Here is a 24,119-nt window from a genome sequence, read left to right as displayed (position 1 = left end):
AAAGACGAGGCGCAAACTGACCATGCAGTCTGCGTGCCAGCGATTCTAACCTGTTGAATTGCTGTGCTGTCAAAAAGGTTTGAATGGCTAGCGCATATCTAATGTGGGAGCGGGCTTGCTCGCGAATGCGGTGTGTCAGCCAACCACTAAGGTGACTGACACACCGCATTCGCGAGCAAGCCCGCTCCCACATTTTAGTGATGCGGTGTCAGTTAAAGCCTGAACCGCCCCACCATCCCGTTCAAATCCACCGCCAACCGCGACAGCTCGCTGCTCGCCGCACTGGTCTGGCTGGCGCCGGTCGCCGATTGCACCGACAAATCGCGAATGTTCACCAGGTTGCGATCCACTTCCCGCGCCACCTGCGCCTGCTCTTCAGCGGCACTGGCGATCACCAGATTGCGCTCGTTGATTTCAACGATGGCGGTATTGATGGTGTCCAGCGACATCCCCGCACCCTTGGCGATATTCAGCGTCGACTCTGCACGCTCGGTGCTGTTGCGCATCGAATCCACTGCATGCTCGGTACCGGCTTGGATGCTGCCGATCATCCGCTCGATCTCGCTGGTGGACTGCTGGGTGCGATGGGCCAGGGCCCGCACTTCATCCGCCACCACCGCAAAACCACGCCCGGCTTCACCGGCACGCGCTGCTTCAATCGCTGCGTTCAGGGCCAGCAGGTTGGTCTGGTCGGCCAGGCCGCGAATCACGTCCAGCACCTTGCCGATGTCCCGGGACTCTTCCGCCAGGTTGCCGATCAGGGTCGCGGTGGCTTGCACGTCGCTGCTCATGCGTTCAATGGCGCTGACGGTTTCCTGCACCAAATCACGGCCATCGCCCGCAGACGAAGTGGCGTTCTTCGAGGCTTCGGAAGTGCTGACCGCGTTGCGGGCCACTTCTTCAACCGCGCTGGTCATCTCGTTCACCGCCGTGGCGGCCTGTTCGATTTCGTTGTTTTGCTGGGTCAGGCCACGGGCGCTTTCGTCGGTCACGGCATTCAGCTCTTCCGCGGCGGAGGCCAATTGGGTGGCCGAGCCGGAAATGCGCTGCAAAGTGTCCTTCAATTTGTCCTGCATCTTGGCCATTGCCAACAGTAGTCGGCCGGCTTCGTCGTTGCCTTCCACCTTGATCGGGCGCGTCAGGTTGCCTTCGGCGATTTCCTCGGCGGCATCCAGGGCCTGGGCGATCGGCTGGGTAATGCTGCGGGTCAGCAGCCAGGCGAACAGCATGGTCAATGCAGTGGCGAGGATCAGCAGGATCACCACCAGCTCAAACGCCAGGTCGTACTGGTCGGCAGCTTGCTGGTTGGTGGCCAGCGCCATCTTGTTGTTGATGTCCAGCAGGCGGTTCAATACGGCATTGACCTGATCCGAGTTGTTCAGCAGCTCGGTATTCAGCAGCGTGCGCAGTTCTTCCACCTGATTGGCTCGTGACAGGCTCTTCATGCGCTCTTCAATCTGATGGTACTGGGCCAGCAGACGCACATATTCATCGTAGGCAGCACGTTCTTCGCTGCTGTCGATCAACTTCTCGTAGACCGCCTGGGCCGTACGAATCTGCTGATTGCGCACGTCAAAAGACTCAAGGGTCTTTTGCTGGACGTCGGGCTCGCGGTTGGTCAGCAGGCGATAGGACAGCACCCGCAGGCGCAGGGTCAGCTGGGTGAACTCGTCCAGGGCGCGAATGCTCGGCACGCTGCTGAGGGTGATGTCTTCCGTCGCCGCGCGAATCTTGCTCATCTGGTTCAACGCGAACACGCCGAGAAACAACATCAGCGCGCCAATCAACGCGAAGCCGAGGAAGGCCCGCGGCGCGATATTCATATTACGAAGAGACATGCTGTGATCCTGGGGAGAAGCGCGATCCATGCGGGGTTTGGGCGGGGTGTCCATGACCTATCGGTCATACGACTAAAGTCTTGAGGGGGTGCGCGCTTTTGTCGCAGGTCGGGACGGTCCGACGGGATTCAGGAACCAGATGCCATAAATGCAGTCACTAAGGCTCGAAAGCGTGGCCTGCCCTGTAAAATCAAGGCCCCGCGCCGGGGATAACCCTGGCATCCGAGGTGATTTTTCTTTATCGTCACCGCCCTTTGAAAAAGCCCGAGAAATCAAAATGTTAGAAGCATCCCTCAGCCAATTGGAACAACTGGTCAGTGACCTGGTACAGCAGAACCAGGATCTGCTGGGCACCAACGAATCCCTCAAGGCCGAACTGGCTCGCGCCAAGGATGAGAACGACAGCCTGCAACTCAACCTGATGGAACAGGAAGAAAAGCAGGGCGCCACCGCCGCCCGTATCCAGGCGTTGGTTGAGCGTGTGAGCGCAGGTCCTGTCAGCGCATGAATGAAGGGATAAAGGTCGTTTCGATTCTCGGTGAGGATTACTCGATCAAGGCACCGGAAGGGGAAGACAACACCCTGATGAGCGCCGTGACGATGCTCAAGGCATCCCTGGCCACCACCAAGAAAAAGTACCCGACGCTGATCGGTGACAAGCTATTGGTGCTGGCGGCGCTGAACCTGTGCGCCGAGCAGATCGAAATGCAAAAGCACCACCAGCAGGAACTCGACCGTTACCAAGAGCAAGTCAGCGCCACGGTCGAAGTGATTTCCAAGGCGATCGGAACGCCTTAGAACCACTCATCCTGCATCCCCAGGCACGTGTCATCGCGTGCCTCGAGAATCGCCAGTTCATGATGGCAGCCCGGTATTTCCCACGTCAGGAAGTACCGGGCGGCCTGGAGCTTGCCTTTATAGAAGGCGACATCGGCAGCATTGCCTTTGGCCAGCCCTTCCTCGGCGCGAATCGCCTGTTCCAGCCAGCGCCAGCCAATCACCGTATGCCCGAACACCTTCAGGTACAGCGCCGAATTCGCCAGGCTGCTGTTGACCTTGCCCTGGGCGAGATCCGTCAGCAGGCCGAGGGTGACCTCTTGCAGGCGCGTTACCAGTTGTTCCAGCGGTTCCCGCAAGGCAGTCAGCGACGGGTATTGCTGTGCCCGCGCGCCGGTCTCGGCGATCAGGCGAATCAGTTGTTTCAAGCCCGCACCGCCGTTCTGCGCCAGCTTGCGCCCGAGCAGATCCAGCGACTGAATGCCGTGGGTGCCTTCATGGATCGGATTCAGGCGGTTGTCGCGGTAGTACTGTTCCACCGGGTATTCACGGGTGTAGCCGTGGCCGCCGAGGATCTGGATCGCCAGTTCGTTGGCCTTCAGGCAAAACTCCGATGGCCAGGATTTGACGATAGGCGTCAGCAGATCCAGCAGTTCGTGGGCCTGTTTGCGCGCAGCTTCGGTTTCCAGGGTGGTGGTGTCGTCGAACAGGCGTGCGGCGTACAGGCCAAGGTCGAAGGCACCTTCCACGTAGGCTTTTTGGGTCAACAGCATGCGCTTGATGTCGGCGTGCTGAATGATCGACACCGGCGCGGTGTTCGGATCCTTGCTGTCCGGCAGGCGGCCTTGCGGGCGCTCGCGGGCGTATTCCAGGGAGTACAGGTAGCCGGCGTAACCGAGCATCACCGCGCCCATGCCCACGCCGATCCGCGCTTCGTTCATCATCTGGAACATGCAGCTCAGGCCTTGGTGCGGTTTGCCCACCAGGTAGCCGACACACTCGCCGTTATCGCCGAAATTCAGCGCGGTCGAGGTGGTGCCGCGCCAACCCATCTTGTGAAACAGCCCAGCCAGCAGCACATCGTTGCGTTTGCCCAGGCTGCCGTCGTCGTTGACCAGGAACTTGGGCACGATAAACAGCGAAATGCCCTTCACCCCGGCGGGCGCATCCGGCAGTTTGGCCAGCACCATGTGCACGATGTTTTCCGACAGCGGGTGATCGCCACCGGAGATGAAGATCTTGTTGCCCTTGAGGCGATAGCTGCCGTCAGCCGCCGGCTCTGCGCGGGTACGAATATCCGACAGCGACGAACCGGCGTGGGGCTCGGTCAAGGCCATGGTGCCGAAGAAACGGCCTTCGATCATCGGTTGCAGGAAGCGTTGTTTCTGCTCCTCGGTGCCGAAGCTCTCGATCAGGTTGGCGGCGCCCATGGTCAGGAACGGGTAGGACGTGGAAGCGGCGTTGGCTGACTGGAAGTGTGCGAAACAGGCTTGGGACAGCAGGGTTGGCAATTGCATGCCGCCAGCGTCGAAGCTGCGGGCGGCGTTGAGAAAGCCGGCTTCAAGGAAGGCATCCACCGCCGGTTTCACTTCAGGAATCAGAATCGCCTGACCGTTCTCGTAGCGGGGTTCGTTCTCGTCGCCCTTGCGGTTGTGCGGGGCGAAAAACTTCTCGGCAATGCTGCGGGCGGTGCCGATGGCAGCGTCGAAGGTTTCACGGTTGTGTTCGGCAAACCGCTCGCGCTGGGTCAGGCCCTCGGCATCGAGGACTTCGTACAGCTCGAAAGCCAGATTGCGGGAACTGAGCAGCGTCTCGGACATGGCGGCTTACCTGTGTGGGAATGGGCCGAGTCTAAGTGCGCAAATAGAGGCTGGATAGCAAGATTGATCTGGGTGATGGAGGGGCAAAACGCGGCTCGAAGGTGGAGCGCGGTTAATGTGGGAGCGGGCTTGCTCGCGAATGCGGTGGATCAGTCAGTACATCCGGTGACTGACACTCCGCATTCGCGAGCAAGCCCGCTCCCACATTTTGACCGCGTTTCTTCAGTTAGCCGATGGTCATCAGGCTGGCGTTACCACCCGCCGCAGCGGTGTTGACGCTCAACGCCCGCTCGATCACCAGGCGTTCCAGGGCAATCCCGGTTTCGCCGGAAGACAAACCGTGAACCCCGACAATCGCCCCGCCACGCTTGGCCACTTGCTGGCAAACCCCGCGCAGTTGGTCGGAATCGCCGTGATGCAGTACGGCATCAAATACGGTTTCATCCTTGGTCCAGTCAGCCACCAGCTTGACCTTCGCCTGAAGCTCTTTCGGCAAGCGTGCGAGCACGGCCTTGGTCAATTCAGTTTCCGGCCATACCGCCGAGCCGCCGACTGCCAGTACCGCCGCCAGTTGCGTCAGCAGGTCGCCTTCCACTTCCGCCAGGCACAACACGTGCTCGCGGGGCAGGATGGCGTAGCTGTTGCGCTCGCCGGTCGGGCCGGCCAGTTGGCGGGTGATACCGCTTTGGGATTGCGCGGCGAACTGCACGCACAGGGCGCTCAAGTCGCTGAGCTTGTTGCTGTCGGCCCAGGCTTGCAGTGCCGTCAGCGGCTTGCTCATGGCATCCCGCAGGCGAACATCCGGTGCTGTCACGGCATCACCGCGAACGAAGGATTGCTCGATGGCATCCGTAGGACGTGTCGACAGCAGACGGTACAGGTACAGCGGACCGCCGGCTTTAGGGCCGGTACCCGACAAACCTTCGCCGCCGAACGGCTGCACGCCGACCACGGCACCCACAATGTTGCGGTTAACGTAGACGTTACCGGCATGGACGTTGTCGATCACCTTGGCGATGGTCTCGTCGATGCGAGTGTGCACGCCCAGGGTCAGGCCGTAGCCGGAGGCATTGATCTGGCCGATAAGCTGGTCGATCTCTTTGCGCTTGTAGCGCACCACGTGCAGCACCGGGCCGAAGATTTCCCGTTGCAGTTCGTCGAAGCTTTCCAGTTCGATCAGGGTCGGCATCACGAACGTGCCGCGCTTGACCTCTTCGCTATCGGCAATCGCGACCTGGTAAACGTTGCGGCCTTTGTCGCGCATGGCCTGGATGTGTTTCTCGATACCGGCTTTGGCTTCGGCGTCGATCACCGGGCCAATGTCCACCGACAGGCGCTCCGGGTTGCCGAGGCGGCATTCAGCCATGGCACCTTTAAGCATTTCGATGACGCGATCAGCGGAATCTTCCTGCAAGCACAGAACGCGCAGGGCCGAGCAGCGTTGGCCGGCACTGTCGAAGGCCGAGGACACCACGTCGATCACCACTTGTTCGGTGAGTGCCGAGGAATCGACGATCATCGCGTTCTGGCCACCAGTTTCGGCGATCAGCGGAATCGGACGACCCTGTGCATCCAGGCGGCCGGCGACGTTGCGTTGGAGCAGACGCGCGACTTCGGTGGAGCCGGTGAACATCACGCCCTTGACGCGATCATCACCCACCAGGCGGGCACCGACGGTTTCGCCCTGGCCCGGCAGCAGTTGCAGCACGCCTTCCGGAATCCCGGCTTCCAGCAGCAGGCGCACGGCTTGTGCGGCAACCAATGGTGTTTGCTCGGCAGGCTTGGCCAGCACCGGGTTACCGGCGGCCAGTGCAGCAGCGACCTGGCCACTGAAGATCGCCAGCGGGAAGTTCCACGGGCTGATGCACACCACTGGGCCCAGGGGCCGGTGGGCGTCATTGGTGAAATCGTTACGGGCCTGCACTGCGTAGTAGCGCAGGAAGTCCACGGCTTCACGCACTTCGGCGATGGCGTTGGCGAAGGTTTTTCCGGCTTCGCGGGCCAGCAGGCCCATCAGTGGCTGGATCTCGCCTTCCATCAGGTCGGCGGCACGTTCCAGGATCGCGGCGCGTTCGGCGGGCGGGGTGGCCTGCCAGATTGGCGCAGCGTTCAGGGCACACTGGATCGCGTTATCGACATCTTCGACAGTCGCTTCCTGCACATGGCCGACCACGTCACGCAGATCCGACGGGTTCAACACCGGTGCAGCCGCTTCGTTGCTGGAAGCGCAACCGAGCATCGGCGCGGCTTTCCAGTTGTTGTGCGCGGTGGCCAGCAAGGCGCAGGACAGCGACGCCAAACGGTGTTCGTTGGCCAGGTCGATACCGGCGGAGTTGGCGCGCTCGGCACCGTACAGGTCGCGGGGCAGCGGGATACGCGGGTGCGGCAGGCCGAAGCCGCCTTCCTGCGTCGCCATCTGCTCGATGCTGGCCACTGGATCGGCCACCAGCTCCTGGATCGAGATGGATTGGTCAGCAATCCGGTTGACGAACGAAGTGTTGGCGCCGTTTTCCAGCAGGCGACGCACCAGGTAAGCCAGCAATGTTTCGTGAGTACCGACCGGTGCGTACACGCGGCACGGACGGTTCAGCTTGCCTTCGGAGACCTTGCCTACAACCTGCTCGTACAGAGGTTCGCCCATGCCGTGCAGGCATTGGAACTCGTACTGGCCGGGGTAATAGTTCTGACCGGCAATATGGTAAATCGCCGACAAGGTGTGAGCGTTGTGGGTAGCGAACTGCGGGTAGATAACTTCCGGAACCGAGAGCAGTTTGCGTGCACAGGCAATGTAGGAAACGTCGGTGTACACCTTGCGGGTGTAGACCGGATAGCCTTCCAGGCCTTCGACCTGGGCGCGCTTGATTTCGCTGTCCCAGTACGCGCCTTTCACCAGACGGATCATCAGGCGATGGCGGCTGCGGCGTGCCAGGTCGATCACGTAGTCGATCACATACGGGCAACGCTTCTGGTAAGCCTGGATCACGAAGCCGATACCGTTCCAGCCCGTCAGTTGCGGCTCGAAGCACAGGCGTTCCAGCAGGTCGAGCGACAGCTCCAGGCGATCGGCTTCTTCGGCGTCGATGTTCAAACCGATGTCGTATTGCTTGGCCAGCAGGGTCAGCGACAGCAGGCGCGGGTACAGCTCGTCCATCACACGCTCGTATTGCGCACGGCTGTAACGCGGGTGCAGGGCCGAGAGCTTGATGGAAATGCCCGGGCCTTCATAAATCCCACGACCGTGGGACGCTTTGCCGATCGAGTGGATGGCTTGTTCGTACGAGGCCAGGTATTTCTGGGCGTCGTGTTCGGTGAGCGCGGCTTCACCGAGCATGTCGTAGGAGTAGCGGAAGCCCTTGGCTTCGAACTTGCTCGCATTGGCCAAGGCCTCGGCGATGGTTTCGCCGGTGACGAACTGCTCGCCCATCAGGCGCATGGCCATGTCGACGCCCTTGCGGATCATCGGCTCGCCGCTCTTGCCGATGATGCGGCTCAGGGACGACGTCAGGCCGGCTTCGTTATGGGTGGCGACCAGTTTGCCGGTCAGCAGCAGGCCCCAAGTGGCGGCGTTGACGAACAGCGACGGGCTGTTGCCCAAGTGTGGGTGCCAGTTGCCGGTGCTGATTTTGTCGCGGATCAGCGCGTCGCGGGTGCCTTTGTCCGGGATGCGCAACAGCGCTTCGGCGAGGCACATCAGCGCTACACCTTCCTGGGACGACAGGGAGAATTCTTGCAGCAGGCCCTGGACGATGCCTGCACGTCCGCCGGCGCTTTTCTGATTGCGCAGTTTCTCGGCGATCGAAGAGGCGAGCTTGTTGGTGGCTTCGGCCATTGCCGCAGGCAGGCGAGCCTGCTCGATCAGCATCGGCACCACTTCCGGTTCCGGGCGACGGTAAGCGGCGGTGATCGACGCGCGCAGTACCGATTGCGGCAGGATGCTCTCGGCGAACTCCAGGAAGCACTGGTGGGCGTGGTCGGTCTGGACCTCGCCGGCTTCTTCTGCGTCCTTGCTGCCCATGCCGTTGAGCTCGGCCAGGGTTGCACCACCCTCGAGTTTCTCCAGGTAATTGAAAATCGCCTGCTTGATCAGCCAGTGCGGCGTGCGATCAATGGAGGTCGCGGCCGCCTTCAGGCGCTCGCGGGTCGGGTCGTCAAGTTTGACCCCAAGGGTGGTCGTAGCCATCTTTTTATCCTCATGGGTGCCACTACTGCGTGGCATCAGCTGGCGGCAAGATTAGCTTTGCGCCGAGAGAGGTGCAACCGGGTGCAACCCTTTTTATCCATGAAATTTTTGATGCTGATCGGGAAAAATTATCGCCACAGCCGAATCGGCTGCGTCTTGGTACATTTGCTTCTGACTTTGGCTGTGCTTGCTCCGAAAAGGAGCAAAAACACGGTGTTTTCCGGAAAACACATCAAGGTGCAACTTATTCTCAAGAAACTGGTTGCACCTTATTTACTTTGTTGAATAGCATTCGCGCCCAAGGTGCAACCTCTTACCGGCGGTTCATCGGCTGATGGCTTTCCTGGGGAAACGTCAGTCATAAATGCGCGGCGCCAGGCTTCGTCTATCCACTAGCTAGTGGGTGGCCGTCCGGACAGACCGCCGCTACATAAAAACAATGCCAGGGCGTAACTCAATGAGCGTAAGTAATCCTACCCTGATCACCTTTGTGATCTATATCGCTGCCATGGTGCTGATCGGCTTTATGGCCTATCGCTCCACCAATAACCTTTCCGACTACATTCTGGGCGGTCGCAGCCTCGGCAGCGTGGTCACCGCGCTCTCGGCCGGCGCCTCGGACATGAGCGGGTGGTTGCTGATGGGCTTGCCCGGCGCGATTTACATGTCTGGCCTGTCGGAAAGCTGGATCGCCATCGGCCTGATCGTCGGTGCCTACCTTAACTGGCTGTTTGTTGCCGGCCGCCTGCGAGTGCAGACCGAGCACAACGGCGACGCCCTGACCCTGCCGGATTACTTCTCCAGTCGTTTCGAAGATAAAAGCGGCCTGCTGCGGATCATCTCTGCGGTGGTGATCCTGGTGTTCTTCACCATTTACTGCGCTTCCGGCATCGTGGCCGGCGCCCGCCTGTTTGAAAGCACTTTCGGCATGTCCTACGAGACTGCGCTGTGGGCCGGTGCTGCCGCGACGATTGCCTACACCTTCGTCGGTGGTTTCCTAGCGGTGAGCTGGACTGACACCGTACAAGCCACGCTGATGATCTTCGCCCTGTTGCTCACGCCGATCATCGTGCTGCTGGCCACCGGTGGCGTCGACACCACCTTCCTGGCGATCGAAGCGCAGAACCCTGACAACTTCAACATGCTGAAAAACACCACCTTCATCGGCGTCATTTCGCTGATGGGCTGGGGCCTGGGTTACTTCGGCCAGCCGCACATCCTCGCGCGTTTCATGGCGGCGGATTCGGTGAAATCGATTGCCAATGCACGTCGTATCTCCATGACCTGGATGATCCTGTGCCTGGGCGGCACCGTGGCGGTGGGCTTCTTCGGTATCGCCTACTTCTCGGCGCACCCGGAAGTCGCCGGTCCCGTGACAGAGAACCACGAGCGTGTGTTCATCGAACTGGCCAAGCTGCTGTTCAACCCATGGATTGCCGGTGTGCTGCTGTCGGCCATCCTGGCTGCCGTGATGAGCACCCTGAGCTGCCAGTTGCTGGTGTGCTCCAGCGCCCTGACCGAAGACTTCTACAAAACCTTCCTGCGTAAAAACGCCTCCCAGGTTGAGCTGGTGTGGGTCGGTCGCGCCATGGTGCTGCTGGTGGCGCTGATCGCCATCGCCATGGCCGCCAACCCGGAAAACCGCGTACTGGGCCTGGTGAGCTACGCCTGGGCTGGTTTCGGTGCTGCATTCGGTCCTGTGGTGCTGATCTCGGTACTGTGGAAAGGCATGACGCGTAATGGCGCACTGGCCGGCATCCTGGTGGGGGCGATCACCGTGATCGTGTGGAAGCACTTCAACCTGTTGGGCCTGTACGAAATCATCCCGGGCTTCATCTTTGCCAGCCTGGCGATCTACTTCGTGAGCAAGCTGGGCGCTCCGACGGCTGGCATGGTTCAGCGGTTTGACGCGGCCGAGGCGGATTACAACCTCAACAAGTAATCGGCGGGGGCTTGAATGCCCGCTGAAGTGAAAACGGCCCGCATCCCATGGATGACGGGCCGTTTTTTATGGGCGGCATTCAAGGGGGGTGGATAGGAACAGGGGGCTCACGGCGTAGGGATTTACTGATTTGCCTGCAGCGCACTCAGCTCGGCAAACAGCTGGTGCAGAATCGGCCACCCACTACTCGCAGAGAAACACCGGATGTTCGCTCCTGCCAATCAAAGTGCCTTTACCCTGACCCTCGACGGCGTGCCCAGTGATCTCAAGGTTTTTGAGTTCAAGGGCAACGAAGCCATCAGCGAGCCTTATCGCTTCGACCTTGAACTGGTCAGCGACCAGCCAGACCTCGACCTTGAAAGCCTGCTGCACCGCCAGGCCTTCTTGAGCTTCGATGCTCAGGGGAATGGCATTCACGGCCAAATCTACCGCGTTGCCCAGGGCGATTCCGGCAGGCGCCTGACCCGCTACCAGATCAGCCTGGTGCCACGCCTGGCGTACCTGCAACACAGCAGCCACCAGCGTATTTTCCAGCACCAGAGTGTGCCGCAGATCATCAAGCGGGTGCTGGAAGGGCAGGGCATCCACGGCGATGCTTTCGAATTCAGGTTGGCGGGCGTGTATCCCGAGCGTGAGTACTGCGTGCAGTTTGGTGAAAGCGATTTGGGGTTTATCCAGCGCCTGTGTGCCGAGTTGGGGATTCACTACCATTTCCAGCACAGTCCCGACGGGCACCTCCTGGTATTTGGTGATGACCAGGCGGTGTTCGCGCAGGGTGAGCAGGCGACTGACTATGTGCCTGGCACCGGGATGGTCGCCGATGCACCCGTGATCAAGCGTTTTTCGGTGCGTCTGGAAACCCGCACGACGGGTGTAAACCTGCGCGATTACGACTTTCGCAAGCCGCGACTGCAGCTGGAAAGTGAAGTACTCGGCGAGCAGCTTCCGTCCTTGGAAGATCACGACTATCCCGGCCACTTCACCGATCGGGCCCACGGCAAGCACTTGGCGCAGCGGGCTCTTGAGCGACATCGCGGCGACTATCGACAGGCCCATGGCAGTGGCGATCAACCGTCGTTGGTCAGTGGTCAGCTTTTCAAGATGGCAGCGCACCCCCGCGAGGAATGGAATGATCTTTGGCTGGTGACTCGGGTCGCTCACCGCGGCAGTCAGCCTCAAGTACTTGAGGAGTCTATGGGCGATGGGGCGCTCCAGGGATACAGCAACACCTTTGTCGCCACGCCCTGGGACACGGTTTTTCGCCCCGACCTGCCGCCGGTACGCACCCCCCTATCCGGTTATCAGAACGCGGTTGTCACTGGCCCCGTCGACAGTGAAATCCACTGCGACGAATACGGTCGGGTCAAGGTGCAACTGGCCTGGGATCGCGCCGGGGAGCACAACGAACATTCCAGCTGCTGGCTCCGTGTGGCCAGTGGCTGGGCCCATGAACATTACGGCGCGGTGCTGATTCCACGGGTGGGCATGGAAGTGCTGGTGGGCTTCGTCAATGGTGACGCCGACACGCCACTGGTGGTCGGCTGCCTGGCCAATGCGGCGACGCCAGTGCCGCTGGACCTGCCGGCCGACAAGACCCGCAGCATCTTTCGTAGCCAGACCAGCCCCGGCGGCGGTGGCTACAACGAGCTACGCATCGAGGACCGCAAGGGCGCCGAGGAAATCTACCTGCGTGCCCAGCGCAACTGGACCCAACACGTACTCCATGACCAGCACGTGCGGGTCGACAATCAGCGCAATGTCATTGTGAAAGGTCTCGATCGTCATGACCTTCAGGGCGAAGAACAGCGCACCACCCACGGCAACCGCCTGACCGAACTCAAGCAGGACGATCACCTGATGATCGCCGGCTCGCAGCAAACGCGTGCCGGCATGACCATTCGAATTGGCGCCGGGCAAAGCATCGTTATCGACGCGGGCGCCAGCGTGACCCTTCAGGCTGGCGGGCACTGGATCAACGTTTCGTCAGACGGGATTTTCAGCAGCACAGAGGTTCAGGTTGGCGGCTCGCCGGCATCGGTGGCAGCGCCTCTGATGGCGGGGCTACAGGAAAAGTTGCTGGCGGTGATACCGGCACCGCTGAGTGCCGTGCAGGTGTTCAGCCTGAAACGCAGTGCGCCCTTTTGTGAAGAGTGCGAGCGCTGCAGGAATGGCGTGTGTGACAGGCCTCTGCACCGCAACGCATCACTGGCCGGAGGTGCGCCATGATTTCTCCAGGGCAATGGTTGGCGTCTGCACCATTGCAGGCGGGTGAGCAGTTGTTTGCGGTGTTGGGTAATGCCAGCGACTGCAAGCCGCTTGAAGCCTGGCGTCGTACCAGTGGTAGCTCGCTCAGTCCAGTCTGGGCGGACAGCGAATATGCGGCATGGGATGAAGTCATGCCCTACGTTGCGGTGGTTGCCGTTGAAAGTGCTTTTCTGAAATGGGCCGACGAATGCGAAGGTACTGATTGGGGATGGTTGGCTGTGTCGTCCTGTCCCGTACAAACCGTCGTCGAGCATCTGCGCAGCCTGACCAAGGTAATGTTGCCGGAAGGGCAGGCGGTGTTCTTTCGCTTCTGGGACGGCGCCTATGTACTGCCTGTTTTGCAGGCACTGGGGCCGCAGGCAAAGGCGTTGCTCCCGGTGTTCAGTCGCTACTGGATCAATGGTCGCCAGCTTGAGGTAGCCGTCACAACGGTGGGAGCGGCAAAGCCAAGCCCGTGGTGGCAAGTGCCGCCGCAGGTTCTCCAGCACTTGAGTGAGCAATCGAGCGTCACGCTGGTGGATAACCTGCTGCAATGGCTGGAAGAACAACGCCCGGACCTGCACGGTGCCTTTGCGCCGGCGACCCTGAAGCACAAGGTCGCTCACTTCGTGCACCGGCCGGATGTCAGTCATCAGGCGCTGGCTGCCTGGCTGGGCTCAGAGTTGGGTTGAAGCCAAAGACTGCTGCAAGTCCTCGATCAGGTCCTCAATCGCCTCAATGCCGACTGACAGGCGAATCATCTCCGGCTTCACCCCGGCTTTCGCCTGCTCTTGTTCATTCATCTGACGGTGGGTGGTGGACGCCGGATGACAGGCCAGGGACTTGGCATCGCCGATGTTCACCAGGCGCTTGAAGATTTGCAGTGAGTCATAGAAACGTACGCCAGCCTCATAACCGCCCTTCAGGCCGAAGGACAGAATCGCCGACGGTTTGCCCTGCATGTATTTCTGCGCCAGATGATGGTGTGGGTGATCCGGCAGGCCGGCGTAGCTGACCCACTCCACCAGCTCGTGGTCTTGCAGGAAGTGGGCAATCTTCAAGGCGTTTTCGGTGTGGCGCTCCATGCGCAGGGCCAGGGTTTCCAGGCCTTGCAGCAGCAGGAATGCATTCATCGGCGCCAAGGCCGCGCCGGTGTTGCGCAGGGGCACGGTGCGGGCGCGGGCAATGAACGCCGCGGGGCCGAATTTTTCGGTGTAGACCACGCCGTGATAGGCCGGCTCGGGCTGGTTGAGGCCGGGGAATTTCTCCGGGTATTGAGTCCAGGGAAAGGTGCCGCTGTCGACGATTACACCACCCAGCGAGTTGCCATGGCCGCCGACGTATTTGGTCACCGAGTGCACGACGATGTCCGCGCCGAACTGGATCGGCTTGCACAGGATCGGCGTGGCCACGGTGTTGTCCACCATCAGTGGAACACCTCGGGCGTGGGCGACGTCGGCGAGGGCTTCGATGTCGATGATATTGCCCGCCGGGTTGCCAATGCTTTCGCAATACACCAGCTTGGTGTTGTCATCGATCAGTTCGGCGATGGCTGCGGCTGAGTCGTCACGGGCGAAGCGCACGTCGACGCCGAAACTCGGCAGCAAATGGGCGAACAGGGTGTAGGTGCCACCATACAACTGCGGGGTGGTGACAATGTTGTCACCGGCACGGGTCAGGGTCTGGATCGCGTAGTGGATCGCCGCGCTGCCGGCCGACACGGCCAGGGCCGCGATGCCGCCTTCGAGTGCTGCGATGCGTTGCTCCAGCACGTCATTGGTGGGGTTCATGATGCGTGTGTAGATATTGCCGGGCACGTCGAGGTTGAACAGGTCCGCGCCGTGCTGGGCGTTATCGAATTCGAAGGCGACGTTCTGGTAGATCGGCACGGCGACGGCCTTGGTGGTCGGGTCCGACTTGAAGCCGTGGTGCAGGGCGATGGTGGCGTCTTTCATGAGTTTTTATGACCTCCATGGATAATTGCTGGCCACAATAAATCCGCTTTCGTACCGGCAATTAGACTATTTTCGGCGGCGCCCCTGTGTTTGCGGCATAAGCACCACCTGACGCGCAGCCCTGCACCTTTGCCTGCGTAAAAGGTAAACTTCGCCCCCTGCGCAGGAGCAACCATGAATTATCGTCACGCCTTTCACGCCGGCAACCACGCCGATGTCTTCAAACACCTGACCTTGACCCGCCTCATCGCCCTGATGTCGCGCAAGGAGCAGCCGTTTGCCTATCTCGACACCCACGCCGGCATTGGTCTGTACGACCTGCAGGGCGATCAGGCGAACCGCACCGGTGAGTACCTGGAGGGCATCGCCCGCCTGTGGGGCCAGGCCGACCTGCCGCCGCTGACCGCCGACTACATGCGCGTGCTGCACGAGATGAACCCGGATGGCGAGTTGCGCTACTACCCGGGTTCCCCGGAGCTGGCGCGACGTCTGACTCGCCCTCAGGACCGCGTGTTGCTCAACGAGAAGCACCCGGAAGACGGCTTGCTGCTCAAGGACAACATGAAGGGCGACCGTCGGGTGAAAGTGCACCTTGGCGAAGGCTGGCACGTGCCCCGCGCATTGCTGCCGGTACCGGAAAAGCGCGCACTGATGCTGATTGACCCGCCGTTCGAAAAGCTCGATGAGATGCAGCGCTGCGCCGCATCCCTCAAGGAAGCCGTGAGCCGGATGCGCCAGACAGTGGCCGCGATCTGGTACCCGGTGAAGGACCAGCGCATGTTGCGCCGCTTCTACCAGGACCTGGCCGGTACCGGTGCGCCGAAGTTGCTGCGGGTGGAATTGCTGGTGCATCCGCTGGATACGCCGAACACCCTGACCGGTTCGGGTTTGGCGATTGCCAACCCGCCGTGGGGTTTGGAGGAAGAATTGCGTGAGCTGTTGCCGTGGTTGTCCAAGCAGCTTGGGCAAACCCAGGGTGGCTGGCAGATGGATTGGCTTATCGCCGAGTAAGCCAATCTCAAGGTATTGAAGACCAATGTGGGAGCGGGCTTGCTCGGGAATGCGGTGTATCAGAAACACATTCAGTGACTGATACTCCGCATTCGCGAGCAAGCCCGCTCCCACATTTTTATCGGTGTCGCTCTTAGATCGGGCAGGTCACACCTGTGCCGCCAATCCCGCAATAGCCCTGCGGATTCTTCGCCAGGTACTGCTGGTGATACGCCTCGGCGAAGTACACCGTCGGCGCTTCTTCGATTTCTGTGGTGATGGTGCCCAGGCCGGCCTTGGTCAGTTCATTCTGATAAGCCTGTGCACTGGCCTTCGCCGCTTCCAGATGCTCCGGTTTGACCGCATAGATCACCGACCGATACTGGCTGCCGATGTCATTGCCCTGGCGCATGCCCTGCGTCGGGTTGTGCAGTTCCCAGAACATTTTCAGCAGATCTTCGTAGCTTATCTTGTCCTGGTCAAACACCACCAGCACCACTTCGCTGTGGCCGGTCAGGCCCGAGCAGACTTCTTCATAAGTCGGGTTCGGCGTGTAGCCGCCGGCATAACCCACCACTGTGCTGACCACGCCGTCGCGCTGCCAGAACTTGCGTTCCGCACCCCAGAAACAGCCCAGGCCGAAGATCGCAAACTCTACGTTGTCGACAAACGGGCCGAGCAGCGGGTTGCCGTTGACGAAGTGAGTCTCGGGCAGGGACATCGGGGTTTCACGGCCAGGCAAAGCTTGTTCTTGAGTAGGAAGCACGTTTTTGTTCACCAGAATTTCCGAGCGCAAGACCATGATCAGTCCTCTCAGTCAGATTGAGTTACAGGTAAGAATTCAGACTGCCAGTTTGCCCGAGTGTTACCGCGCTGTCAGGCGATTGGCCCGCGAGGGTAGCGTTTAAGCTTCTCGATCAGCTCGGACCCCGGGATTGGCCGGTCGAACAGGTAGCCCTGGCCGACGTCGCAACGGTGACGGCGCAGGAACGCCAGCTGTTCGGAGGTCTCGATGCCTTCGGCCACTACCTTGAGCTTGAGGTTGTGAGCCATGGCGATCACCGCCGAGGTGATTTCCATGTCGTCCTGGTTGTCCGGGATTTCATGAATAAAGCTGCGATCAATCTTGATGATGTCGATCGGGAATTTTTTCAGGTAGCTGAGTGACGAGTAGCCGGTGCCGAAGTCATCCATGGCCAGGGTCAGGCCAAAACTCTTCAGTTGGTCCAGTTGCAGGCGGGTGTCTTCAGTGGCTTCCAGCAGCAGGCCTTCGGTCAGCTCCAGCTCCAGCAGGTTGGCGGGCAACTGTTCTTCCTTGAGGATCGTGGCAATCGAGGCCACCAGGTCCGGGTCGGAAAACTGCTTGGGCGACAGGTTGATGGCCACCTGCAGGTTGCCCAGGCCGGCAGCGGTCAGTTGGCGGCTCATGCGGCAGGCCTGGCGGGCGATCCATTTGCCGATGGGGATGATCAGCCCGGTCTCTTCAGCCACGCTGATGAATTGGTCGGGGCGGATCATGCCCTTTTCCGGATGGTTCCAGCGTAGCAGTGCTTCCATGCCCAGCAGGCGACCACTGCGCAGGCACAGCTTGGGCTGGTAGAACACGTCCAGTTCATTCTGGGTCAGGGCGCGGCGCAGGTTGTTTTCCACGAACAGCTTGTAACTGGCTTCGGCGTTCAGTGCCTCGGTAAACACTTGCACCTGGTGCTTGCCGTTGGCCTTGGCCTTGTGCAGCGCCAGGCCTGCGTTGCGCATCAGGGTTTGCGGGTCGCGGCCATGCAGTGGCGCGCAGGCGAGGCCCACGGAGCCGGTGACGCTGATCAGTTGGTTGTCGACGAACATCGGCTTGTCGAGAGTCGCCAGCAATTGGCTGGCGACCTGCTGGCCGGTTTCAAGGTCGGTATCGTCCAGCAGCACGGCAAACTCGTTACTGGCAAACCGCGCCAGGCTACCGCTGGCCGTCAGGCTGTTGCGCAGGCGCCGGGCCAGGCTGATCAGCAGCTTGTCGCCGGTCTGGTGGCCGAGGCTATCGTTGATCCGCTTGAAGTTGTCGATGTCCACCAGCAGCAGGCTGATGGGGCTGTCGCTGTCCCGGGCAAAACGTTCGTCCAGGTTGCGGATGAACGCCGGGCGGTTGCCCAGGTTAGTCAGGTTGTCGGTGTAGGCCAGGCGCTCGATGCGCTGCTGGGCCAGCTTGGTCTGGGTGATGTCTTCGTAGATGCCGATGTAGTGCGTCAGCTCACGGTTGTCGCCATAGACCTTGGAGATAGACAGCTGGCCCCAATAGGGTTCGAGGTTCTTGCGCCGGCTCTTGAACTCGCCTTGCCAGCTGTTGCTCTTGGCCAGGCTCGAAGGCGCGTCGAACAGCAGCTCGCTGAGGTTCTCCAGCGCCGGCAGTTCCGACAGCTGGTGGCCATGGACTTCTTCGGTGCTGTATTGGGTGATCGCGGTAAAGCTGGGGTTGACGTATTCCACCACGCCGTCGCAATTGACCAGCAGAAACGCATTGGCGCTTTGCTCCACGGCCCGCTGGAACAAGTGCAGCGCGCTGGTGGCGGTGCGGCGATTGTGGTTGTTGATCACTTGGGCGAACTGGTCGGCCAACTCGCCGGCAAAGGCGATCTCGTCGGACTGCCACACGCGGGTGCTGCCACTCTGCTCCAGGCACAACACCCCGACCACGTTGCCATCGACCCGGATGCTGGCATCGAGCATCGCGTGGATGTCCCGTGGGCGCAGGCTCTCGACCATTTCCCGGGTGCGTGGGTCGCGCAGGGCGTTGTTGGCATCGATGGCGCGGCTGGTTTGCAGGGCTTCCAGGTAATCCGGGAAGCCACTGGCATCGATAGGCTCTGGCAGGTGGTGCTGCTGATCGGCGCGGTGATAGGCGGAAATCGGCACCAGGTGCTGGTTTTCGAGGTTCCAGATACTGGCGCAGTCGATCTGGTAGATATCGCAGGCACTGCGGGTGATCAGCTCGGCGGCTTCTTGCAGCGAGTTGTTGGTGCTGTAGCGCTGACGGGCCAGCAACAGAATCAGTTCCTGCTGGGCGCGCACCCGCTCAAGGTGTTGCAGTTGTTCCTGCTGGGCGCGCTGGTTGAGTTCCAGGGCGATCTGCAAGCGGCTGTTCTGGCTTTCGAGATCCACGGCAGGGGCCAGCGAAATATCACTGAAAAGGCCATCGACCACCATCAGGTAGCCACGCAGCAGGTGGCGGTTGTGCTGTTTGTAGGCCTCACCCAGCTCCAGCAGGCTTAACGGGCCGTCATTGGTGTGCAGGGTGTAGCGCACCAGGTAGTGCGGGCTGATGGTCAGCTGTTGCTGGATCGCATCATGCAGCTGATAACGCGCCTGGGGTTCCATCAGGCTGGCGTAGGGCGAGCCGATCAAGGCGCACAGCTCGACGGCGGACAGGCCGAATTGGCGTTCGCAATTGGGGTCGAGGTACAGCAGGGCCCAGCTTGCCTCATTAAGCCGCTCGAAACGCAGCATACCGAGGCGCGAAGGCACCGGTAATTGCGTCACTACCTCGGCCGCCGTACGGGCGACATCGGGTTGGCTTTTCATGGGGGAACTCGCTTGGAAAAATGCGCTTCGCGCCGGGCTCACGCCCTCTTTACTGTTGCCTGCGGCAAGGTTGCATCATGCGGCACGGGCTGACAAGAGAGGATGAAGGCTAAGTGCTATAAGTGGGTTATCGGCCAGCGAACGGTTTTCTACAACCGGGGTGACCGATGGCTTTTTCAACGCCAGATACGACCCCAACTGTAGGAGCGAGCTTGCTCGCGAAAAAACGTCCAGGCACCGCGTTCATTCAGGGTGCCAGCGTTAATGTTAAGGATTTTTGCGAGCAAGCTCGCTCCTACAGAGGAACAGGAAAAGCAGGCAAAAAAAGCCCCGCCAATTGGCGGGGTTGAGGTACGAGCGTGGCGCTCGGAAATCGTTGAAGCCAGGTCTCCTGCGTGGGCAGGAGACCTGTTGAGGCTTAAAGCAGGATGGTGCGGATGTCGTTCAGCAACTGGCTCAGGCGCTGGGTGAAGCGTGCGGCAGCCGCGCCGTTGATCACACGGTGATCGTAGGAAAGCGACAGTGGCAGCATCAGCTTCGGCTGGAACGCTTTACCGTCCCACACAGGCTGGATAGTGGCCTTGGAAACACCCAGGATCGCCACTTCCGGCGCGTTGACGATTGGCGTGAAGCCAGTACCGCCAATGTGCCCCAGGCTGGAGATGGTGAAGCAAGCGCCTTGCATGTCGTCTGCGGTCAGCTTCTTGTCGCGGGCCTTGGCAGCCAGTGCAGCAGCCTCAGCGGCAAGCTGCAACAGGCTCTTCTGATCAACGTTCTTGATCACAGGCACCAGCAGGCCGTCCGGAGTATCGACCGCAAAGCCGACGTTCACGTACTTCTTGCGGATGATCGCCTTGCCGCTAGGGGCCAGCGAACTGTTGAAGTCCGGCAGTTCCTTGAGCAAGTGGGCGCAGGCCTTGAGCAGCAGTGGCAGCACGGTCAGCTTCACGCCAGCCTTCTCGGCGACGGCTTTCTGCGCAACGCGGAAAGCTTCCAGGTCGGTGATGTCGGCCTGGTCGAACTGGGTCACGTGCGGGATGTTCAGCCAGCTGCGGTGCAAGCTCGACGCGCCGATTTGCATCAGGCGAGTCATCGGCACTTCTTCGGTTTCGCCGAAGCGGCTGAAGTCCACGACCGGGATCGGCGGAATGCCCGAACCACCGGTAGCGCCACCGGCTGCCGGAGCTTCTTTGGCTTTCTGCATCATGGATTTGACGTAAACCTGCACGTCTTCCTTCAGCACGCGACCGTGCGGGCCAGTGGCCGACACAGCGTTCAGCTCAACGCCAAATTCACGGGCCAGTTGGCGCACGGCAGGGCCGGCATGAACCTTGGCACCGCTTGGCGCAGGTGCAGCCGCCGGAGCCGGTGCGGCCTCGGCTTTTGCAGCAGGCGCAGGGGCGGCAGCAGGTGCAGCTTCAGCCTTGGCGGCCGGAGCAGCGGCAGCTGGAGCGGGTGCAGCAGCAGGAGCCGAAGCGCCTGCTACTTTCAGCTTGAGGATGAAGTCGCCGGTACCGACTTCGTCTTCCAGCTTCACGGCAATGCTTTCCACCACACCGGCAGCCGGCGAAGGGATTTCCATGGAGGCCTTGTCGGACTCCAGGGTGATCAGCGACTGGTCAGCCTCGACGGTGTCGCCGACCTTAACCAGCAGCTCGATGATCTTGGCCTTGCCCGACGAACCGATGTCCGGAACATGAATGTCCTGGACTGTTTCGGCGGCAGGTGCAGCAGCCGGAGCCGCAGGGGCCTCGGCAGCGGCGGCAGGCTTCTCGGCGGCTGGAGCCGGGGCAGCAGCAGGAGCGGCCGCCGCAGGGGCCGCATCAGCGGCACCTTCGATTTCCAGCTCAAGCAGTTCGTCGCCTTCTTTCAGGCGATCGCCCAGCTTCACTTTCAGGCTTTTGACCACGCCGGCCTTGGGAGCAGGGATTTCCATGCTCGCCTTGTCCGATTCCAGGGTCAGGATGCTCTGGTCGGCTTCGACGGTGTCGCCGACCTTCACAAACAGTTCAATTACTTCACCTTCACCGCTGCCGATGTCAGGTACGCGAATGAGTTCGCTCACAGAAAATCTCCTCAGCAGTCCAGTGGGTTGCGTTTTTCCGGGTTGATCCCGAACTTGACGATAGCGTCTGCTACCACCTTAGGTTCGATTTCACCACGGTCAGCCAAGGCTTCCAGGGCTGCCAACACCACGAAGTGACGGTCGACTTCGAAGAAGTGACGCAGCTTTTTACGGCTGTCACTACGGCCGAAACCGTCGGTGCCCAGGACTTTGAATTCCTTGGACGGTACCCACTGACGAATTTGTTCAGCAAACAGTTTCATGTAGTCGGTAGAGGCGATAACCGGACCTTTACGGCCAGCCAGGCACTCTTCAACGTAGGTCAGCGCAGGCTTCTGGCCTGGGTGCAGACGGTTGCTGCGCTCTACGGCCAGGCCGTCGCGACGCAGTTCGTTGAAGCTGGTAACGCTCCATACGTCAGCACCGACGTTGAACTCTTCACGCAGGATTTTTGCAGCTTCACGCACTTCGCGCAGGATGGTGCCGGAGCCCATCAGTTGCACGTGGTGAGCGGCTTCCTTGGTGTCTTCTTCGAGCAGGTACATGCCCTTGATGATGCCTTCCTCGACACCGGCCGGCATGGCTGGCTGCTGGTAGGACTCGTTCATCACGGTGATGTAGTAGAAAACGTCCTGCTGCTCTTCGGTCATCTTCTTCATGCCGTCCTGGATGATCACCGCCAGCTCATAGCCGTAGGTTGGATCAAAGGTGCGGCAGTTCGGGATGGTGCCCGCCAGGATGTGGCTGTGGCCGTCTTCGTGTTGCAGGCCTTCGCCGTTCAGCGTGGTCCGGCCGGCAGTACCGCCGATCAGGAAGCCACGGGTACGGCTGTCGCCGGCAGCCCAGGCCAGGTCGCCAATGCGCTGGAAACCGAACATCGAGTAGAAGATGTAGAACGGCAGCATCGGCTGGTTGTGGCTGGAGTACGAAGTACCGGCAGCGATGAAGGAGCTCATGGCGCCTGCTTCGTTGATGCCTTCTTCGAGAATCTGGCCCTTCTTGTCTTCCTTGTAGAACATCACCTGGTCTTTATCGACTGGCTCGTAGAGCTGGCCGACGGAGGAGTAGATGCCCAACTGACGGAACATGCCTTCCATACCGAAGGTACGGGCTTCGTCCGGGATGATCGGCACGATACGCGAACCGATTTCCTTGTCCTTGACCAGCTGCGCGAGGATCCGCACGAAGGCCATGGTGGTGGAGATTTCACGGTCGCCCGAGCCGTCCAGGATAGCCTTGAGGGTATCCAGTGGCGGAGTCGGGATGTTGAAGCTCTTGGCGCGGCGCTGTGGCACGAAACCGCCCAGTGCAGTGCGACGCTCGCTGAGGTAGCGGGCTTCGGCGCTGTTTGGCTCGGGCTTGAAGAACGGCAGGTTCTCCAACTCTTCGTCCTTGACCGGGATGTCGAAGCGGTCGCGGAACAACTTCAGGCTGTCGACATCGACTTTCTTGGTGTTGTGCGCAGTGTTCTTCGCTTCGCCGGCACCGGTGCCATAACCCTTGATGGTCTTGGCCAGGATGACAGTCGGTTGTTCTTTGTGGTTGACCGCTTCGTGGTACGCCGCGTAGACCTTGTACGGGTCGTGGCCGCCACGGTTGAGTTTCCAGATCTCGTCGTCGGACAGATCAGCAACCATCGCCTTGAGTTCAGGCGTGTTGAAGAAGTGTTCACGTACGAACGCGCCGTCTTTGGCTTTGTAGTTCTGGTACTCGCCGTCGATGACTTCGTCCATGCGGCGTTGCAGGATACCGTCGACGTCTTTGGCCAACAGTGGGTCCCAGAAACGGCCCCAGATGACTTTGGTCACGTTCCACTGAGCACCGCGGAACACGCCTTCGAGTTCCTGGATGATCTTGCCGTTGCCGCGAACCGGGCCGTCTAGGCGCTGCAGGTTGCAGTTGATGACGAAGATCAGGTTGTCCAGCTTCTCGCGGCCAGCCAGGGAGATGGCGCCCAGGGATTCCGGCTCGTCACACTCGCCGTCGCCCAGGAAGCACCAGACTTTCTGCTTGCCTTCAGGGATGAAGCCACGGGCTTCCAGGTACTTCATGAAGCGTGCCTGGTAGATCGCCTGGATCGGGCCCAAGCCCATGGATACAGTCGGGAACTGCCAGAAATCAGGCATCAGCCAAGGGTGCGGATAGGACGAGAGGCCCTGACCGTCGACTTCCTGGCGGAAGTTGTTCATTTGTTCTTCGGTGATGCGGCCTTCCATGAACGCGCGGGCGTAGACGCCTGGCGAGGTGTGGCCCTGGAAGTAGATCAGGTCGCCGCCGTGTTCTTCGGTCGGGGCCTGGAAGAAGTAGTTGAAGCCAATGTCATACAGGGTTGCGCTGGAAGCGAAGCTGGAGATGTGACCGCCCAGGTCAGAATCTTTCAAGTTCGTGCGCATTACCATCGCCATGGCGTTCCAGCGTACCAGCGAGCGAATGCGGCGTTCCATGAACAGGTCGCCAGGCATGCGTGCTTCGTGGGTAACTGGGATGGTGTTGCGGTACGGCGTGGTGATGGCGTAGGGCAGTTGCGAGCCGCTGCGGGTCGCGAGTTCGCCCATACGGGTCATCAGGTAGTGAGCACGGTCTTCGCCTTCTTTGTCGAGAACCGATTCCAGGGCGTCCAGCCATTCCTGGGTTTCGACGGGATCGAGGTCTTGCATGGCTTGCTCCAGGGCGGAAAGGCTACCAGAATCGGTTGCCTGAAGTTTGCGACTGGCCTTGTGGGCAGACGACATAAATTCTTG

General features: G+C 60.6%; 15 protein-coding genes. 7 read left to right on the top strand and 8 right to left on the bottom strand.

Going from position 1 to position 24,119, the window contains the following annotated elements:
* Positions 1 to 212 precede the first annotated feature (212 nt).
* Positions 213 to 1,838 carry a methyl-accepting chemotaxis protein gene (locus HBJ59_RS05475; RefSeq protein ID WP_010169254.1) on the bottom strand — a complete coding sequence of 542 codons (1,626 nt, stop codon included), beginning with the start codon at positions 1,836 to 1,838 and terminating at the stop codon, positions 213 to 215.
* Positions 1,839 to 2,115: 277 nt separating this feature from the next.
* Between HBJ59_RS05475 and HBJ59_RS05470 the strand changes: the two genes are divergently transcribed.
* A complete protein-coding gene (locus HBJ59_RS05470; protein WP_003209413.1) occupies positions 2,116 to 2,346 on the top strand; it encodes a hypothetical protein in 231 nt (76 codons plus the stop codon).
* Entirely contained in the window at positions 2,343 to 2,636 is a 294-nt protein-coding gene (locus tag HBJ59_RS05465) for a cell division protein ZapA (RefSeq protein WP_003209415.1), read from the top strand. Before HBJ59_RS05470 ends, HBJ59_RS05465 begins: the two co-directional genes overlap by 4 nt.
* Here HBJ59_RS05465 and HBJ59_RS05460 read toward each other — a convergent pair.
* Together HBJ59_RS05460 and putA are read right to left on the bottom strand one after the other, a co-directional pair.
* Positions 2,633 to 4,435 carry an acyl-CoA dehydrogenase gene (locus HBJ59_RS05460; RefSeq protein ID WP_167662937.1) on the bottom strand — a complete coding sequence of 601 codons (1,803 nt, stop codon included), beginning with the start codon at positions 4,433 to 4,435 and terminating at the stop codon, positions 2,633 to 2,635. The genes HBJ59_RS05465 and HBJ59_RS05460 overlap by 4 nt on opposite strands.
* A gap of 226 nt (positions 4,436 to 4,661) precedes the next feature.
* A complete protein-coding gene (putA, locus tag HBJ59_RS05455; RefSeq protein ID WP_076015489.1) occupies positions 4,662 to 8,615 on the bottom strand; it encodes a trifunctional transcriptional regulator/proline dehydrogenase/L-glutamate gamma-semialdehyde dehydrogenase in 3,954 nt (1,317 codons plus the stop codon).
* A 29-nt stretch (positions 8,616 to 8,644) separates the two neighbouring features.
* Here putA and HBJ59_RS05450 point away from each other — a divergent pair, with 29 nt between their 5' ends.
* From HBJ59_RS05450 to HBJ59_RS05435, 4 genes are all read left to right on the top strand, one after another.
* The gene (locus HBJ59_RS05450; RefSeq protein WP_159442635.1) at positions 8,645 to 8,950 is read left to right on the top strand and encodes a hypothetical protein; all 306 of its coding nucleotides are present in this window, start codon (positions 8,645 to 8,647) and stop codon (positions 8,948 to 8,950) included.
* Positions 8,951 to 9,072: 122 nt separating this feature from the next.
* On the top strand, positions 9,073 to 10,557 hold the full coding sequence (putP, locus tag HBJ59_RS05445) for a sodium/proline symporter PutP (RefSeq protein ID WP_076015490.1): 1,485 nt from the start codon (positions 9,073 to 9,075) through the stop codon (positions 10,555 to 10,557).
* 204 nt (positions 10,558 to 10,761) lie between these two features.
* Complete coding sequence (locus HBJ59_RS05440) at positions 10,762 to 12,783, top strand: type VI secretion system tip protein VgrG (RefSeq protein WP_167662936.1); 2,022 nt, start codon at positions 10,762 to 10,764, stop codon at positions 12,781 to 12,783.
* Positions 12,780 to 13,493: a DUF4123 domain-containing protein gene (locus HBJ59_RS05435; protein WP_167662935.1), complete on the top strand. Its 714-nt coding sequence runs from the start codon at positions 12,780 to 12,782 to the stop codon at positions 13,491 to 13,493. Before HBJ59_RS05440 ends, HBJ59_RS05435 begins: the two co-directional genes overlap by 4 nt.
* Here the strand turns inward: HBJ59_RS05435 and HBJ59_RS05430 are convergent.
* Positions 13,479 to 14,756 (bottom strand): O-acetylhomoserine aminocarboxypropyltransferase/cysteine synthase family protein, encoded by a 1,278-nt coding sequence (locus HBJ59_RS05430; RefSeq protein WP_167662934.1) that lies wholly within the window; start codon positions 14,754 to 14,756, stop codon positions 13,479 to 13,481. The two genes, HBJ59_RS05435 and HBJ59_RS05430, sit on opposite strands and share 15 nt — an antisense overlap.
* 174 nt (positions 14,757 to 14,930) lie before the next feature.
* Here HBJ59_RS05430 and HBJ59_RS05425 point away from each other — a divergent pair, with 174 nt between their 5' ends.
* Positions 14,931 to 15,767: a 23S rRNA (adenine(2030)-N(6))-methyltransferase RlmJ gene (locus HBJ59_RS05425; protein WP_076015494.1), complete on the top strand. Its 837-nt coding sequence runs from the start codon at positions 14,931 to 14,933 to the stop codon at positions 15,765 to 15,767.
* Positions 15,768 to 15,900: 133 nt separating this feature from the next.
* Here HBJ59_RS05425 and msrA read toward each other — a convergent pair whose 3' ends face one another.
* From msrA to aceE, 4 genes are all read right to left on the bottom strand, one after another.
* Positions 15,901 to 16,548 carry a peptide-methionine (S)-S-oxide reductase MsrA gene (gene msrA, locus HBJ59_RS05420; RefSeq protein WP_167662933.1) on the bottom strand — a complete coding sequence of 216 codons (648 nt, stop codon included), beginning with the start codon at positions 16,546 to 16,548 and terminating at the stop codon, positions 15,901 to 15,903.
* A gap of 74 nt (positions 16,549 to 16,622) precedes the next feature.
* Positions 16,623 to 19,313, bottom strand: coding sequence for a bifunctional diguanylate cyclase/phosphodiesterase (locus HBJ59_RS05415; RefSeq protein WP_076015496.1), 2,691 nt, complete (start codon positions 19,311 to 19,313; stop codon positions 16,623 to 16,625).
* Positions 19,314 to 19,731: 418 nt separating this feature from the next.
* Complete coding sequence (aceF, locus tag HBJ59_RS05410; RefSeq protein WP_167662932.1) at positions 19,732 to 21,378, bottom strand: dihydrolipoyllysine-residue acetyltransferase; 1,647 nt, start codon at positions 21,376 to 21,378, stop codon at positions 19,732 to 19,734.
* A gap of 11 nt (positions 21,379 to 21,389) precedes the next feature.
* Positions 21,390 to 24,035 (bottom strand): pyruvate dehydrogenase (acetyl-transferring), homodimeric type, encoded by a 2,646-nt coding sequence (aceE, locus tag HBJ59_RS05405; RefSeq protein WP_167662931.1) that lies wholly within the window; start codon positions 24,033 to 24,035, stop codon positions 21,390 to 21,392.
* Positions 24,036 to 24,119: the final 84 nt, after the last annotated feature.

Source organism: Pseudomonas sp. AN3A02, assembly GCF_011765255.1.
In the GTDB taxonomy this organism is placed as follows: domain Bacteria; phylum Pseudomonadota; class Gammaproteobacteria; order Pseudomonadales; family Pseudomonadaceae; genus Aquipseudomonas.
Note: the sequence above shows the minus strand (reverse complement) of the source record. Positions and strands in the feature narration are given on the sequence as shown.